Origin of the sequence: Pseudonocardia bannensis (genome assembly GCF_012911875.1) — a bacterium.
GTDB lineage: Bacteria > Actinomycetota > Actinomycetes > Mycobacteriales > Pseudonocardiaceae > Pseudonocardia > Pseudonocardia bannensis.
This window is the reverse complement of the sequence record NZ_JAAXKZ010000015.1, coordinates 1-14,741: the sequence shown is the minus strand read 5'-3', so window position 1 is coordinate 14,741 and position 14,741 is coordinate 1. Positions and strand designations below refer to the sequence as shown.

Annotated in this window: 16 protein-coding genes; 9 read left to right on the top strand and 7 right to left on the bottom strand. The window is 72.9% G+C overall.

Annotation, left to right across the window (positions count from 1 at the left end; translation table 11 throughout):
- Positions 1-3: 3 nt before the first annotated feature.
- Positions 4-873 (bottom strand): hypothetical protein, encoded by an 870-nt coding sequence (locus tag HF519_RS06560; protein WP_169411134.1) that lies wholly within the window; start codon positions 871-873, stop codon positions 4-6.
- A 192-nt stretch (positions 874-1,065) separates the two neighbouring features.
- On the opposite strand from HF519_RS06560, the gene lepA reads away from it, so the two are divergent.
- The 3 genes from lepA to HF519_RS06545 all read left to right on the top strand — a co-directional run bounded on the left by lepA (position 1,066) and on the right by HF519_RS06545 (position 4,662).
- Positions 1,066-2,907: a translation elongation factor 4 gene (gene lepA, locus HF519_RS06555; RefSeq protein ID WP_169411131.1), complete on the top strand. Its 1,842-nt coding sequence runs from the start codon at positions 1,066-1,068 to the stop codon at positions 2,905-2,907.
- 61 nt (positions 2,908-2,968) lie between these two features.
- Entirely contained in the window at positions 2,969-4,009 is a 1,041-nt protein-coding gene (locus HF519_RS06550) for a nitronate monooxygenase (protein ID WP_169411233.1), read from the top strand.
- 2 nt (positions 4,010-4,011) lie between these two features.
- Positions 4,012-4,662: an MOSC domain-containing protein gene (locus tag HF519_RS06545; RefSeq protein WP_169411128.1), complete on the top strand. Its 651-nt coding sequence runs from the start codon at positions 4,012-4,014 to the stop codon at positions 4,660-4,662.
- A 64-nt stretch (positions 4,663-4,726) separates the two neighbouring features.
- Here HF519_RS06545 and HF519_RS31000 read toward each other — a convergent pair whose 3' ends face one another.
- Entirely contained in the window at positions 4,727-5,206 is a 480-nt protein-coding gene (locus HF519_RS31000; RefSeq protein ID WP_169411126.1) for a MarR family winged helix-turn-helix transcriptional regulator, read from the bottom strand.
- Between the two features lie 77 nt (positions 5,207-5,283).
- A complete protein-coding gene (locus HF519_RS06535; RefSeq protein WP_169411124.1) occupies positions 5,284-6,249 on the bottom strand; it encodes a zinc-binding dehydrogenase in 966 nt (321 codons plus the stop codon).
- A gap of 44 nt (positions 6,250-6,293) precedes the next feature.
- Here HF519_RS06535 and HF519_RS06530 point away from each other — a divergent pair, with 44 nt between their 5' ends.
- Both HF519_RS06530 and HF519_RS06525 read left to right on the top strand, forming a co-directional pair.
- Positions 6,294-6,494: a hypothetical protein gene (locus HF519_RS06530; protein ID WP_169411122.1), complete on the top strand. Its 201-nt coding sequence runs from the start codon at positions 6,294-6,296 to the stop codon at positions 6,492-6,494.
- Between the two features lie 56 nt (positions 6,495-6,550).
- Positions 6,551-6,922, top strand: coding sequence for a barstar family protein (locus HF519_RS06525; RefSeq protein ID WP_246242692.1), 372 nt, complete (start codon positions 6,551-6,553; stop codon positions 6,920-6,922).
- 289 nt (positions 6,923-7,211) lie between these two features.
- Here HF519_RS06525 and HF519_RS06520 read toward each other — a convergent pair whose 3' ends face one another.
- The 4 genes from HF519_RS06520 to HF519_RS06505 form a co-directional block, all read right to left on the bottom strand.
- The gene (locus tag HF519_RS06520) at positions 7,212-8,081 is read right to left on the bottom strand and encodes an NAD-dependent protein deacetylase (protein ID WP_169411119.1); all 870 of its coding nucleotides are present in this window, start codon (positions 8,079-8,081) and stop codon (positions 7,212-7,214) included.
- A 176-nt stretch (positions 8,082-8,257) separates the two neighbouring features.
- Positions 8,258-8,509 carry a hypothetical protein gene (locus HF519_RS06515; RefSeq protein WP_169411117.1) on the bottom strand — a complete coding sequence of 84 codons (252 nt, stop codon included), beginning with the start codon at positions 8,507-8,509 and terminating at the stop codon, positions 8,258-8,260.
- A gap of 207 nt (positions 8,510-8,716) precedes the next feature.
- Positions 8,717-9,508 carry an enoyl-CoA hydratase-related protein gene (locus HF519_RS06510; protein ID WP_169411114.1) on the bottom strand — a complete coding sequence of 264 codons (792 nt, stop codon included), beginning with the start codon at positions 9,506-9,508 and terminating at the stop codon, positions 8,717-8,719.
- A gap of 72 nt (positions 9,509-9,580) precedes the next feature.
- Positions 9,581-10,387 carry a helix-turn-helix transcriptional regulator gene (locus HF519_RS06505; RefSeq protein ID WP_169411112.1) on the bottom strand — a complete coding sequence of 269 codons (807 nt, stop codon included), beginning with the start codon at positions 10,385-10,387 and terminating at the stop codon, positions 9,581-9,583.
- An 88-nt stretch (positions 10,388-10,475) separates the two neighbouring features.
- On the opposite strand from HF519_RS06505, the gene HF519_RS06500 reads away from it, so the two are divergent.
- The 4 genes from HF519_RS06500 to HF519_RS06485 all read left to right on the top strand — a co-directional run bounded on the left by HF519_RS06500 (position 10,476) and on the right by HF519_RS06485 (position 14,739).
- Complete coding sequence (locus tag HF519_RS06500) at positions 10,476-10,877, top strand: PaaI family thioesterase (protein ID WP_438826381.1); 402 nt, start codon at positions 10,476-10,478, stop codon at positions 10,875-10,877.
- A gap of 116 nt (positions 10,878-10,993) precedes the next feature.
- Positions 10,994-11,260, top strand: a complete 267-nt coding sequence (locus tag HF519_RS06495; protein WP_169411109.1) for a hypothetical protein — start codon at positions 10,994-10,996, stop codon at positions 11,258-11,260.
- A 148-nt stretch (positions 11,261-11,408) separates the two neighbouring features.
- Positions 11,409-12,281: an LLM class F420-dependent oxidoreductase gene (locus tag HF519_RS06490; RefSeq protein ID WP_169411107.1), complete on the top strand. Its 873-nt coding sequence runs from the start codon at positions 11,409-11,411 to the stop codon at positions 12,279-12,281.
- 514 nt (positions 12,282-12,795) lie between these two features.
- Entirely contained in the window at positions 12,796-14,739 is a 1,944-nt protein-coding gene (locus HF519_RS06485; protein ID WP_169411105.1) for an FAD/NAD(P)-binding protein, read from the top strand.
- Positions 14,740-14,741: the final 2 nt, after the last annotated feature.

Below are 14,741 nucleotides of genomic sequence, written 5' to 3'. Positions count from 1 at the left end.
GGCTCACTCGACGATCGTCGCCGCCCGCTCGACCTTGCGGTGGTAGCGCTCACCCGCCTTGCCGCCGAGGACGGCGGCGGCGAGGCTGGCCAGCGTGACGGCCGTCAGCGTGACGACGCCGCCGATGGTCAGCGCGGTCGTCGGGATCGACATGGCCGGCACCTGGATCTGCTCGAGCAGGTTGTACCGGGCGCCCGCGATCGCCCCGACCGCGGTGAGGGCCGCGGTGACCAGCAGTCCCAGCGCCCAGACGCCGAAGCCGTTGCGGGCGCCGTCGAACCGGGCCAGCCGGCCCGCGACGTAACCGCCGCCGAAGTAGGACAGCGCCAGCACCGCGAGGAGCAGCGCTCCGCCGATCAGGCCGACGGTCTCCGGCGGAGGGCCCGCCGCCTGCGCGGGGGACGAGGCCAGGTCCAGCGAGACACCGGCCGCGGCGGCCACCCCGGCGACCGCCGCGCCGAGCAGCACGGTCAATCCGACCGCGACCAGCCAGCCGAAGAACGAGGCACCGGCCTTGAGGCCTCCGAAGCGCTCGTGCTGGCGTTCGTGCGCGGCGGCGAGGGCTCCGCGCTCGGCGTAGTGGCGGTCGAGGTCCGAGCGCACCTGCGCCGTGGGCTCGCCGTCGGGCGCCACCGGGGCGGTGCGGAAGGCCCCGCGGTCGACCGGCACGGCGACCCCGCGCTCTCCGTGCGCGGCGGCGCCGTCGAGCGGAACGAGGCGGCCGCCACCCCTGCGGCTCTTCACCACGCCCCAGGTGGGCGGGCCGCCGCCGTCCGAGGGGAAGACGCGGGTCAGCCGCCCGAGCTTCACGCCACCGCGGCCGTGCACCGTGCGGCCGATCCAGGATTCCGTTTCGTGCCCGGCAGTCGTCATGTGAGCCTCCTGCCGGTATGTGCCCATCGGTGTCCGGGGTTACACCCGCTGCTGCGCTCCGCCACGCAGCGATCACGAGTCCGGGTTCAGCGGCGGCCGTGCCGCCGGTCCGAGGCCCGAGATCGACGTGCCCGCGAGGGCACCTGCGCGAACGTGGGACGATGGAGTTACCCGCATCGAATGGATCTGTGAGTGACGACGTACGCCGACCGCACGTTCACCCCGCCGGAGCGCATCCGGAACTTCTGCATCATCGCCCACATCGACCACGGCAAGTCGACGTTGGCGGACCGGATGCTGCAGCTCACCGGGGTCGTCGAGGAGCGCGCCATGCGCGCGCAGTACCTCGACCGGATGGACATCGAACGCGAGCGCGGCATCACCATCAAGGCGCAGAACGTCCGGCTGCCGTGGCAGGTCGACGGCACCGACCACGTGCTGCACCTGATCGACACCCCGGGCCACGTCGACTTCACCTACGAGGTGTCGCGCGCGCTGGAGGCCTGTGAGGGCGCGATCCTGCTGGTGGACGCCGCGCAGGGCATCGAAGCCCAGACGCTGGCCAACCTGTACCTGGCGCTGGAGAAGGATCTGACGATCATCCCGGTGCTCAACAAGATCGACCTGCCGGCCGCTGACCCGGACCGCTACGCCGCCGAGATCGCGCACATCATCGGCTGCGAGCCCGGCGACGTGCTGCGGGTCAGTGCCAAGACCGGCGCCGGCGTCCCCGAGCTGATCGACGAGGTCGTCCGCCGGGTGCCCGCCCCGGTCGGCGACCCCGACGCGCCGCCGCGCGCCATGATCTTCGACTCGGTCTACGACACCTACCGCGGCGTCATCACCTACATCCGCGTCGTCGACGGCAAGATCACCCCGCGCGAGCGGATCAAGATGATGTCCACCGGGGCCACCCACGAGTTGCTCGAGGTGGGCGTCGTCTCGCCGGAGCCCAAGCCGTCCGAGGGGCTGGGCGTCGGCGAGGTGGGCTACCTGATCACCGGGGTGAAGGACGTCCGGCAGTCCAAGGTCGGGGACACGGTGACCTCGCAGCGCAGGGGCGCGGAGAAGCCGCTGACGGGCTACCGCGAACCGCGTCCCATGGTCTACTCCGGCCTCTACCCCGTCGACGGCTCGCAGTACCCGGAACTGCGCGAGGCGCTGGACAAGCTGCAGCTCAACGACGCCGCGCTCACCTACGAGCCGGAGACGTCGGCGGCCCTGGGCTTCGGATTCCGCTGTGGATTCCTCGGCCTGCTGCACCTGGAGATCACCCGCGACCGGCTGGAGCGCGAGGCCGGGCTCGACCTCATCTCGACGGCGCCCAACGTCGTCTACCGGGTGGTCCTCGATGACGGCACGGAGATGACCGTCACCAACCCGTCGGACTGGCCGACCGGCAAGGTCGCGGAGATCTACGAGCCCATCGTCAAGGTGACGATTCTGGCGCCGTCGGAGTTCATCGGCGCGATCATGGAGCTGTGCCAGAGCCGGCGCGGCCAGCTCGGGGGCATGGACTACCTGTCCGAGACCCGCGTCGAGCTGCGCTACACGATGCCGCTCGCCGAGATCATCTTCGACTTCTTCGACGCGCTGAAGTCGCGGACCCGCGGGTACGCCAGCCTCGACTACGAGGAGGCCGGCGAGCAGCAGTCCGACCTGGTGAAGGTCGACATCCTGCTCCAGGGCGAGGCCGTCGACGCGTTCTCCGCGATCGTGCACAAGGACGCGGCGTACAACTACGGCACGACGATGGCCACCAAGCTGCGCGAGCTGATCCCGCGCCAGCAGTTCGAGGTGCCGATCCAGGCCGCGATCGGTTCCCGGGTCATCGCCCGGGAGACGATCCGCGCGATCCGCAAGGACGTGCTCGCCAAGTGCTACGGCGGTGACATCACCCGTAAGCGCAAGCTGCTGGAGAAGCAGAAGGAGGGCAAGAAGCGGATGAAGACCATCGGTCGGGTCGAGGTCCCGCAGGAGGCCTTCGTCGCCGCGCTGTCCACCGACTCCAGCGCGGACAAGGCGAAGAAGTAGCGCACGGGAACCCGTTCGCGGCGGGCGGGGGCCACACGGCAGCATGCGGGATATGAGCACGCTGTTGGAGGGCCTCACCGTCCCGGTCGTCGCCGCACCGATGGCCGGGGGCGCCACCACCCCGGAGCTGGTGTCCGCCGTCGGTGACGCGGGCGGCTTCGGTTTCCTCGCGGGCGGCTACCTCGACGCCGCCGCGCTCGCCGATCGGATCGCCGCGCTGCGCGCGCTGTCGGGCCGGCCGTTCGGGGTGAATCTGTTCGTTCCCGGGCCGCGTCACGACGCCGGCGTCACGGAGTACCGGGAGCGGCTGGTCGCGGCCGGTCTGGAGCCGGGCGAGCCGCGCCATGACGACGACGGCTATCCCGGCAAACTCGCGCTGCTGCTCGCCGAGCCGGTCCCGCTGGTGTCGTTCACCTTCGGTTGCCCGGATGCCGCCACCGTGCGTGACCTGCACGCGGTGGGCAGCGAGGTCGTCGTGACGGTGACCGGCCCCGCCGAGGCCCGGATCGCGGCCCGGGCCGGCGCCGACGCGCTGGTCGTCCAGGGCATGGAGGCGGGGGCACACCGCGGGCTGTTCCGCGACGACGCGTCGCACCCGGCCGGTGGCGAGGCGCTCGGCATCCTCGCCGCGCTGCGCCTGGTCGCGGCCGCGGTGGACCTTCCGCTGGTGGGGGCGGGTGGCATCGCCGACGGAGCCGGGGTGGCCGCGGTCCTCGCCGCGGGCGCCGTCGCCGCGCAGCTCGGCACCGCCTTCCTGACCTGTCCCGAAGCGGGGACGAAGGCCGTGCACCGTGCCGCGCTGTCCGCGCCGGACGGACCGGGCACCGAGTTCACCCGGGCCTTCACCGGTCGGATCGCGCGCGGCATCCGCAACACGTTCCTCGACGAGCACACCGCAGCCGCCCCGGCCGCCTACCCGCAGGTGCACCACATCACGGCCCGCGTCCGCGCGCAGGGAGACGCCGACCGGATGGCGCTGTGGGCGGGGCAGGCCTATCCGCTGGTGCGAGGGTTGCCCGCCGCCGACCTGGTGGCCCTGCTGCGCGACGAGGCGGCCGCTGCGGCCGCCGCGCTCGCCGACCGGATCCGCACGCGGGCCTGAGCATGGACGGCGGACGGGTGGTCTCGGTCAATCTGGCGACGGCGGGCGTGCAGAGCGTGATCAGCCGGCACGGACGGTCGGGCATCGACAAGCGGCCCGCGTCCGGTGCGGTGCGCCTGGACGTCGACGGCGTCGAGGGGGACGTGATCGTCGACCGGAAGCATCACGGCGGCCCGGAGCAGGCGGTGTACGCCTACGCGGTCGAGGACCTCGCGTTCTGGGCCGCCGAGCTCGAGCGCCCGATGAGACCGGGGCAGGTGGGGGAGAACCTCACCGTGGCCGGGTTCGACTGCTCCGGCGCGGTCATCGGAGAGCGGTGGCGGGTCGGTGCTGCCGTCCTGCGGGTGACCGCTCCGCGCATCCCCTGTGCCACGTTCGCGAGCTTCGCCGGGGTGCCGGACCTGGTGGTGCGGTTCATGCGGGCGCGCCGTCCGGGGTGTTACCTGGCGGTGGAGCGACCGGCGGCGGTCCGGGCGGGCGATCCGGTGCGGATGCTCGACCGGCCGGCGCACGGCGTCACGGTCGCGGACGTACTGGCTGCGGTGGGGGGACGGCGCGAGCTGCTGGGACGGGTGGCCAGGGCTCGCGACGACTTCGGCCCGCGAGGCCGGGAATGGCTCGCCACGGCGGTAACCGCGGCGGCACGGACGTAGGACGCGACGGCCGCACAGGTGCCGGTGGTGCCGGGTCCGGTCGGACGGGTCGGCGGACGGTCGGTCAGCCGTGCCCGGCGCTGCGCTCGGTCAGCATCTCGAGCAGCTCGGCGAGTTGGGCGCGCTCCGGCGTGTGGGCGGACCCGATCGCGTCACCGACCCGGCGCTCCACGCGGCCGCAGACACGTTCCACGACCGCCCGCCCGTCCTGCGCGAGGTGCACCAGTACTCTCCGACGGTCGACCGGATCGTGGCGTCGGTACGCGAGTTGGCCGGCGACCAGCCGGTCGACCACGCGGGTTGCGGTCGGAGCAGGCAGCGCGGTGTGGGAGGCGATCTCGCCCATGCTGCGCCCGCCGCCGCGGGCCAGCATCAGCAGCACTCGCCAGCCGTCGCGGCTGACCCCTTCTGCCGAGGTGACGGGGGACAGCGCGGCAGCCACCGCACGGTCGACCTGGTCGAGGAGTTCGACCAGGCCTGGCACGCGCGGCGCCGGGACGGTGGACACCGATCCCGACGCCGTTCGACTGGATGGCTCAGACACGGTGCCTGACTGTACTTGCTAGGAGGACTAATTGCCCGGGTCTGCTGGCGAAATAGTCCACACTCGAAAGAGTAGTGTCAGCGAGTAAACACGATCTTGCCCGCTGTGTCCCCATTCAGCATTGCGCGGAAGCCTTCCTCGGCCTTGTCCATGGGCAACTCCAGACCGACCTCCGGGGAGATACCGGCGTTGTCCACGAAGGTGAGCAGATCGGCCAGCTCCTGGCGGGTGCCCATGGTGGAGCCCTCCACCCGCAGCTGCAGGAAGAACAGTCGCTGCAGGTCAGCGCCGGGGTTCGGGCCACTGGTCGAGCCGGAGACGATGATCGCGCCGCCCGGGCGCAGGGCCCGCATGGAGTGCGACCAGGTCGCCTCGCCGACGGTCTCGAACACCGCGTCGACCTTGCCGGGCAGCCGCTCCCCGGAGGGGAAGGTGGCGTGCGCACCGAGCTTCTCGGCCAGCGCCCGCTTCTCGTCCGTACGTCCGGTCACCCAGACCCGCATCCCGGCCGCACGCCCCAATTGGACCAGCGCGGTGGACACTCCGCCGGACGCACCCTGGACCAGCATGGTCTGTCCCGGCTTGAGCCCGGACTTGGTGAACAGCATCCGGTAGGCGGTCAACCACGCGGTGCCCATGACGGCGGCCTGCACGGACGAGAGGCCCGCGGGCTTCGGGATCGCGTTGCGGGCCGGCACCACGACGGTGTCGGCGAAGCTGCCCTGGTGCTTCTCGGTGAGCAGGGTGCGCTTCGGGTCGAGCGTCTCGTCGCCGCTCCAGTTCGGGTCGCCGATGATCGAGTGCAGCACCACCTCGGTCCCGTCCTCGAGCGTTCCGGCGCCGTCGCAACCGAGGATCATGGGGAACTGGTCGGGCTTGATGCCGACCCCCCGCAGCGTCCAGATGTCATGCATGTTGAGGCTGGCGGCGGTGACCTTGACCGCCACCCAGCCCTCGGGGACCTCGGGTTCGGGCCGCTCGCCCACGGTCAGCGAGTCGAGCGGAGCGTCGGCGTTGGGCTCTGCGGCGTAGACGGCGAACATGTCAGGGAATGTAGTCACCTGGAGCCCTGTCTACTGTGTGAGGCGTGCGGGCAGTGGCGGACTGGTGGGATGCGGTCGAGTTGTGGGTGACTCAGCTCGCGTTCCCGTTCCAGGTCGTGCTCGCCGTGGTCGTGGTGCTGCCCGTGTGCTGGGGGGTCGCGGGACTGCTCGACCGCGGGGTGGACGCCGCGGTCGCCCGCCGGTCGCGCCGCCCCGACGACCGCCGGCCCGCGGACGGTCCCTGACCGGTGCGAGCACGCTACGTGAGCTTCGTCGTCGACGACGTGGCTGCCACCGGGTCATGACCGGCAGCGTGCAGCGGTCGGGGCGGCCCGTCGAGCAGGTCGCCATGGAGGCCCGGCTGCGGGGCGCGACCGTCGGGACCGTGGGGTCCGTCGACGACCGGGCCGACCTGCTCGTCGCGGTCGCGCGGGCGCTGCGCTTCCCCGGCTACTTCGGACACAACCTGGACGCGCTGCACGACAGCCTGACCGACCTGTCCTGGTTGCCCGCAGGGCAGGTGGTGCTGGTGTGGGACGGGTCGGACACCTTGCGCCGGGCCGACCCGATCGGGTACCGGTCGGTGTTCGAGGTCCTCACGAGCGCCGTGGAGCACGCGCGCGACGGGCTGCGGCCGCTACGGGTGGTGCTGACGGAGCCGGCAGAGCAGTAGCGGCGCCCCGTTCTGGCCGGCCGTCGAGGTGGCCGCCCGGCCGGCGTGAGATCACCGAGGCGCTCGGAGCAGGCCCGGCCGGGCGCAGCACGGTGCGGCGGTGCGGTCCCGGCCCCCCACCCGGTAGGTCTGGAAGAAGATCCGCGGGTTGACCGCCACGACCTCCTCGATCGGCTTGCCCGCGACGGAGCTCAGCCCCTACCGGTGCCCGCTGCCGCGGCAGACCACACGGGCGCCGGAAAGCCATGGGGCCGGGCCGGTGCCGGCGGCGGCCCGGGCGCCCCCGGCGTCAGGCCACCGCGGACCCGGCAGCCGCCGCGGCCAGCACCGGGAGTACCTCGGAGCACCCGCCGTCGACGAGCACGGTGGCGAACTCGTCGCCGCGGGTCCGGCCGCGGTTGACGATCACCACCGGGATGCCGTGTTTGGACGCGTGCCGGACGAAGCGCAGCCCGGACATCACCGTGAGCGAGGATCCGGCGACGAGGAGCGCCCCGGCGCCGTCGGGGCCGGGGGCGAGGGCGTCGACCATCGCGTAGGCACGTGCCACCCGGTCCCGCGGCACGTTCTCCCCGAAGAACACGACGTCCGGCTTGAGCACCCCGCCGCATGCGGTGCAGGGGGCGATCCGGAAGCCCTCGACCGACTCCAGCACCGCATCGCCGTCCGGGGCCGTCTGCACCTCGGCCCCCGCCGTCGCGACGAAGCCGGGGTTGAGCACGGCCAACCGCTCCTGGAGCTCGTCGCGCGAGGTGATCTGCCGGCAGCCCAGGCAGACGACGTCGGCGATCCGGCCGTGCAGGTCGATGACCGAGCGGCTGCCCGCGGCCCGGTGGAGCCCGTCGACGTTCTGGGTGATCAACCCGTGCAGCGCGCCGGTGCGCTCCAGGTCGGCGAACGCGCGGTGCCCGTCGTTGGGCTCGGCACGGCGCATCCGTGCCCAGCCGACGTGGCTGCGAGCCCAGTACCGGCGCTGAGCGGGCTCGCCGGACCGGAACTCGTCGTACGTCATCGGAGTGCGGGGCGGGGAGTCCGGCCCGCGGTAGTCGGGGATGCCGGAATCGGTGCTCAGGCCGGCCCCGGTCAGCGCGACGACCCGCCGTCCGGCCAGCACATCCAGGGCGCGCTCGACCGGTGAGGTGGTGGTGTCGCTCTGCACGTCCTCAGGGTAGGTCGTCCGGCGTGGTGTCGCGTTCGTACAAGACTCGGCCGCGCTCCCGCGCCAGGCTCGGGGATGGACCGCTCAGGCCACCTCCCGCCGAGCATCGGCATCGCCGTTGCGGCGATCCGCGGCGCCCGCCCCGAGCAGTTCGGCGGCCCGAGCCCGTGCAGTGACTACACCGTCGGCCAGGTCGTCAACCACTTCGCGGTCGCTTCCTGCCCGCGCAGCGCTCCGGCGCCCGCGGTGGATGGGACGCCTCCTGGCCGGCCGACGACCGGGTCCCGTTCCTGATCGACGTGCCCGAGGACCGGTGGGCCGACGGCGAGTTCGTGATCCCCGCCCGGGACGTCGCGGCAGCCATCGGCCGGAGCATCGATCCCGCGCCGGGGCTGGGGGAGGCGGTCCTGGACGGGTGCGTCCGGCATCGCGCAGATGGGCCGCGAGGCGATTGGTCCGGCGCCGAAGTCGCCGTGGACCCGTCGGCGCCCGCGTTCGAGCGCGCGCTCGGCCTCACCGGCCGCGACCCGCGCTGGACCCCACCGCGTCCTGACCCGCCTGCGACGCCGCTCCCGACGCCGCGAGAGTAGCTGTCGCTGCATCCTCCGCAGCGGCTGCCACTCCCGCTCCTCGAGTCAGCCGGCCACCCACGACGGCGGGCGCTTCTCGGCGAAGGCGCGCATGCCCTCCTGGCCTTCCTCGCCGGCGAAGTACCCGGCGGAGAGCTCCTGCATCCGGGCGAAGTCCTCGGCCATCGTCGCGGGCCGCTCCCGGCGCAGCATCTCCTTGGTCCCGGCCAGCGCGCCCGGCGCGCCGAGGCGGAGCGCGGAGACGTACCTGTCGACCTCGGCGTCCAGCCCCTCCGCGGGCACCGCACTGTTGATCAACCCGATGGCGGCGGCGCGCCGGGCGTCGAAGGTCTCCCCGGTGAGGAACAGCTCGTGGGCGGCGCGGGGCAGCAGGCGGGGCAGCACCGTCACCGAGATGACCGCGGGGACGACCCCGATCCGGACCTCGCTGAACGCGAACGTCGCGTCCTCGGCGGCGACGGCGAGGTCACACGCCGCGACCAGCCCGACACCGCCCGCACGGGCCGGCCCGCTGAGCCGGGCCAGCACCGGCTTCGGGGAGGTCCAGATGCGTTCCAGGATCGCCGGGATCTCGTTGACCCCCTGACCCTGCGCGCCCGCGCCCCGCGACTCCTTGAGGTCCATTCCGGCGCAGAACACCCGCCCGGTGTGGGTCAGCACGATGACGCGAACGGCGTCGTCGGCCAGCGCGGTGTCGAGATGGGCGAGGAGCTCGCGGCGTAGCCGGGCCGACAGCGCGTTGCGGTTGGCGGGGGAATCCAGCGTGATCGTCCCGACGCCGTCGGCGACGTCGAGGTGCACGAGCTCCGGGGAGGCGTTGTCGGCGGGGGAGGTCATGACCGGAACCTAGCCGGTGGCGCGGCGCCCCCGGCACCTCCGGGCGGCGGGTCGGGCGGAGATCGGAGCGGCTCAGCCGAACCGCGAGCGCAGGTACCCCGCCGTCGCGTCGTCGGCGGGGAGGAAGGACTCGATGGCCACTTCCTCCAGCGTCACGTCGAGCGGGGCCCCGAGCACCGCGACGGTGCTGAAGAGGGTCAGATCCCCGTCGGGGTGGCGCAGCCGCAGCGGCAGCACGATCCGGTCGCGGGGCTGCGCCCCCGGGTCGAGATCCTGCGCCCGCAGATGACCGGTCAGCTCGGCGAGCAGCTCCTCCAGCGCAGGGTCCGCGGAGTGGGCCGCCTGCCGGCGCAGCCGCGAGACCAGGTGCGCGGCGTACTCCTCGAGGTCCACCACGTGCGGCGCGAGCCCGCGCGGATGCAGGCTGACCCGCAGCACGTTGACGGGCGGGGTGAGCAGCTCCGGGTCGACCAGCTCGGTGAGCAGCCCGACCGCGCGGTTGCCGGCGATCAGGTTCCAGGCGCCGTCGACCAGCACCGCGGGACAGGGCTCGTGCCCGGTGAGGATCCGGTGCAGCGAGCGGTGCACCTCGCCGAGTTCCGCGTCGTCGAGGCCGTGCTGGGTGTAGGCCGGGGCGAACCCGGCGGCGATCAGCAGCTCGTTGCGTCCCCGCAGCGGCAGGTCCAGCTCCTCGGACAGGTGCAGCACCATGTCCCGGCTCGGCCGCGACCGGCCGGTCTCCAGGAAGCTGAGGTGCCGGGCCGACACGTCGGCCCGGATGCCGAGGTCCAGCTGGGTCAGCCGGCGCCGCCGACGCCAGTCGCGCAGCAGCTCGCCGAAGCCGGGACCCCTGGCGGGGGCGCTGGGCACAGCCGTCATGGCCGTGACGCTAGCGACCGGTGCGCCGCCGATCGATGACCTCGGAGGTAATGGACGACGGATCGGACGGCGCGCCACGCTGGCGTCCGTGACCGACGATCTGACAGCGCAGTTACACACCGTGATGCCGTTCACCGCCGTTCTGGGCGCGACCGCACTGGCCGTGGGAGCGGACGAGGTGCGGCTGCGGCTGGAGTGGGACGCGACGCGCTGCACCGCGGGCGGGTTGCTGCACGGCGGAGCGATGATGGGGCTCGCCGACGCGGCGGGCGGCTGGAGCGCCTTCCTCAACCTGCCCGACGGTGCCACCGGCACGGCGACCGTCGACTCGACGACCCACTTCCTGCGCGGGGTGAGCGGTGGCCATGTCGAGGCCGCCGCCCGCCCGCTGCACGTCGGGCGCACCATGATCGTCGTCGACACCGAGGTGCACGACGCCGACGGACGGCTGGTCGGGAGGGTCACACAGACCCAGGCAGTGTTGCGCTGAGAGCCTGCCGGGGCAGAGGGTCCGGTCACAGAGAGTCGTCACCCGGCGCGGCCTCATGGCACGGTGGATTGGTCCGCTCCCCCAGATGAAGGACGACTGCGTTGATCGAAACACCGATGGCCACCTTCGAGGACTGGCTCATGTCCCAGACGACTGCCGACCGGCCGCGCGGAATCATCGCGCAGCTGATGTTGGATCAGCGGCTGCACGAGGTGGATTTCGGTTCCAGCGCGGTTCGTGACGAGTTCCGGCGGATGCTCGCCGACTTCGAGGCCGATACGCGCGGCCTCCTGGTCCGCAGCACACCGTTGCCGTTCCGGGCCCGCCGGCCCGGGCGCCGTCCGGTGCTCGACCTTCAGGACGACGTGGGTCCGTCCGCCTGATCAGGCGGACGGACCCACGGGCAGGCCGCCCGCCGGTCCGGCACCGGATGCGTGAGCCGCCCCGGATCCCAGCTCCGCGGTCACCGGCGCGCCCGGCGGTGCACGACTACGGTCGATGGCACGCCGATCGCCGACCCTGGGGGCGAGGATGAAGATCGGGCTGCACATCGCGGACTTCACCTGTCCGAGCGGTCCACCCGCGCTCGCGGAGGACCTGACGCGGATCGTCACGACCGCCGAGGACACGGGCTTCGCGCGGGTGAGCGTGATGGACCACCTGTGGCAGATCAGCGTGGTCGGCCCGCCCGAGCACGAGATGCTCGAGGCCTACACGACGCTGGGCTATCTGGCCGCCCGCACCTCGCGGGTCGAGATCCTCGCCTGGGTGACCGCGGTGACCTACCGCGAGCCCGGGCTGCTCGCGAAGATCGTCAGCACCCTCGATGTGCTGTCCGGCGGCCGCGCCTGGCTGGGCATCGGGGCGGGCTGGTACGAGCAGGAGGCCCGCGGGCTGGGGCTGCCGTTCCCGCCGACAGCGGAACGCTTCGAGCGACTGGAGGAGGCGCTGCAGATCTGCCTGCAGATGTGGAGCGACGACGACGGTCCGTACCACGGCAGGCACTACCGGCTCGGGCGGACGCTCAACTCGCCGCAGCCGCTGAGCCGGCCGCACCCGCCGATCCTCATCGGGGGTGGTGGGGAGAAGAAGACGCTGCGCTTCGTCGCCCGCTACGCCCAGGCCTGCAACCTGTTCCCCGGCCCGGAGCTGGAGCACAAGCTCGACGTACTGCGCCGGCACTGTGACGCCGAGGGCCGCGACTACGACGAGATCGAGAAGACCGTCATGTTGCCGCTGGACCCGGGGGCGGACGGGGAGAGGTCGGGCCCGTTGCTCGGCCAGCTGCAGAAGCTGGCCGAGCTGGGGGTCGCCGAGGCGCACGGCATCGTGCCGGAGGTGTACCGGATCGCGCCGCTGGAGATCCTCGGGCGCGACGTCATCCCGGCCGCGGCCCAGTTCTGACCCCGTACCCGCGCGGGCGCGCCGATTCGCACCCGGGATGACACCGACTCGCGCGGCGGTGCCGGTGCACGACCCACCACGATCCGTCGATCCGCTTGTAGATGTGGGTGACCCGGATCGTCATCGGCCGCGCTCGATGGTCCCCATGCCCCGACGAGGGTGGCGTCGTCGGAGTCGGCCCAGCACGCCGCGTGAGGAGCGGGGTCGCCCGTGCCCATCGCGGCGAGGGCACCCTTGGGTCGTGGCATGAGTGTGACGGTGTCCGTCCGCGAACTCGTGACCCATCCGGACCGCGGATCGGCGCTGGTGGGAGCTGTTCGGGAATGCATCGGGGGCGTTCGGCCCTTACAGTCGATGTGATGCTCTCGGCGACGCGCTCCCGGACCGCTCCGGTCGCGTCGTGCACGCTGTGGCCGGCCCGCCGCCGGCACGTCGACTTCTGCCGCACCAGCGCCGCCCTGTGAGCCGGACGGACCGTTCCGCCGTCCGTGCCGTGCTCCTCCGAGGGGGACCGATGACCACCACCCGTACCGGGATCGCCATCGTGGGTGCCGGACCGCGCGGCACCGGCCTCCTCGAACGCCTCGGTGCCAGCCTCGACGAGCTGTACCCCGACGGCGAGCTCGACGTGCACATGATCGACCCGTACCCGGTCGGTGCCGGGCGGATCTGGCGGAACGAGCAGTCGCCGTTGCTGGCCATGAACTCCATGGCCGCCGACGTCACCATGTTCACCGACGACACCGTCGTCTGCGCCGGACCCGTCCGCCCGGGCCCGTCGTTCGCGCAGTGGGCCGAGCTGCTCCGCACCGACAGGCTGCCCGGGGAGGCCGTCGACGACCTCGATCCGGAACTGGCCGGCGAGCTGCGCGACGTCACCGACACCACCTTCCCCAGCCGCCGGCTGCAGAGCGAGTACCTGGCCTGGGTGTTCCGCCGCGTCGTGAGGGGGCTGCCCGACCGGGTGCGGGTGCACGTCCACCGCGGCCGCGCCACCGCTCTGACCGAGGACGGCGAGGACCAGCTCGTCACGGTCGAGGGGCGATCCGAGCCGCTGCGGGTGGACACGGTCGTGCTCGCGTCCGGGCATCTCGACGCCACCCCCACGCCCGACGAGGTCGAGCTCGCCCGCCGGGCCGGTGAGCTCGGACTGCGCTATCTGCCGCCCGAGCAGACCACTGACTCCGACCTCTCGGTGATCGCGCCGGGCGAGACGGTGCTCGTGCGGGGGATGGGGCTGGCGTTCGTCGACCTGGTCGTCCTGCTGTTCTCCGGCCGGGGCGGCCGCTACGAGGAGCAGGGGAACGGCGAGCTGCGCTACGTCCCGTCGGGAGCGGAGCCGCGGCTGGTCGCCGGGTCGCCGCGCGGCGCGCCCTACCACTCCAAGACGCACTACCAGCTGCAGGCCGGGCGGCCGCCGTTGCCGCGGTTCTTCGGTCCTGACGTGCTCGACCCCCTGATCGCCGCCGGCCGCCCGCTCGAGCTGCGCTCCGAGCTGTGGCCGCTGATGGCCAAGGAGATCGCCTGGGGCTGGTACCACGAGCTGCTGCGGGGCCACCCCGAGCGGACCCGGCTCGACTGGGACACCTTCGCCGAGCGGTTCGCCGCGCTGGACTGGGACAGCCCGGAGATGGCGGCGCTGATCACGGAGTCGGTGCCGGACCCGATCGACCGGATCGACTTCACCGCACTCGACCGTCCGCTCGACGGGCTGCGCGCGGGCACCCTTGCCGAGCTGCAGCCACTGGTCCGTGCCCGGATCGCCGAGGACCTGCGTCAGCACGTCGACCCGGCCCACACCCCGCACCTCGGTGCGTTCGTCGCGATGCTGTCGGTCTACGGCGAGGTCACCCGGCTGCAGGGGGAGGGCGTGCTGTCCGACCGATCCCGTGCCCATGACGTGGGCTGGTGGCAGAGCTTCTTCAACTCGGTGGCCAGCGGGCCGCCCGGGTTCCGCGTCCGGGAACTGCTCGCGTTGTCCCGGGCGGGCTACATCGACTTCCTGGGCCCCGGGATGTGGGTCGACGTCGACGACGAGACGCGGGTGTTCCGCACCGGCAGCGCCGCGCTCGACGGCGTCCCGCCGGTCATGGCGTCCGTCTTCGTCGACGCGCGGTTGCCCGACCCGAGCGGCGACCGGACGGTCGACCCGCTGCTGGCCGGGCTGATCCGGGACGGCGGCGCGGCCGAGGACATTCTCCGCGACGACGACGGCACGGTCCTGCGCAACACCGGCCTGATCCGGGTGCGCCCGGCCGACGGCGCGTTGCTCGACGCCGCCGGCGAGGTCCACCCGCGCCGCTTCGCCGTCGGCCCGCACACTGTCGTCAAGGTCGCGGGTGCGTTCACCCGGCCCGGCATGAACGCGCAGAGCCTGCGCTACAACGACGCGGTCGCCCGCGCCGTCCTGGACAGTCTCCCGCCGGCCCGGCTGGAAGACGTCTCCCCAGCCGCCTGACG

Excerpts from the sequence above, each read along its gene's own strand:
- HF519_RS06510 (WP_169411114.1), bottom strand. The coding sequence starts at position 9,508 with ATGACCTCCCCCGCCGACAACGCCTCCCCGGAGCTCGTGCACCTCGAC.
- HF519_RS06515 (WP_169411117.1), bottom strand. The coding sequence starts at position 8,509 with ATGCCGGACGCACCCGTCCAGGACCGCCTCCCCCAGCCCCGGCGCGGG.
- HF519_RS06560 (WP_169411134.1), bottom strand. The coding sequence starts at position 873 with ATGACGACTGCCGGGCACGAAACGGAATCCTGGATCGGCCGCACGGTG.
- HF519_RS06505 (WP_169411112.1), bottom strand. The coding sequence starts at position 10,387 with ATGACGGCTGTGCCCAGCGCCCCCGCCAGGGGTCCCGGCTTCGGCGAG.
- HF519_RS06490 (WP_169411107.1), top strand. The coding sequence starts at position 11,409 with ATGAAGATCGGGCTGCACATCGCGGACTTCACCTGTCCGAGCGGTCCA.
- HF519_RS06485 (WP_169411105.1), top strand. The coding sequence starts at position 12,796 with ATGACCACCACCCGTACCGGGATCGCCATCGTGGGTGCCGGACCGCGC.
- HF519_RS06535 (WP_169411124.1), bottom strand. The coding sequence starts at position 6,249 with ATGTTCGCCGTCTACGCCGCAGAGCCCAACGCCGACGCTCCGCTCGAC.
- HF519_RS06525 (WP_246242692.1), top strand. The coding sequence starts at position 6,551 with ATGACCGGCAGCGTGCAGCGGTCGGGGCGGCCCGTCGAGCAGGTCGCC.
- HF519_RS06545 (WP_169411128.1), top strand. The coding sequence starts at position 4,012 with ATGGACGGCGGACGGGTGGTCTCGGTCAATCTGGCGACGGCGGGCGTG.
- HF519_RS06495 (WP_169411109.1), top strand. The coding sequence starts at position 10,994 with ATGGCCACCTTCGAGGACTGGCTCATGTCCCAGACGACTGCCGACCGG.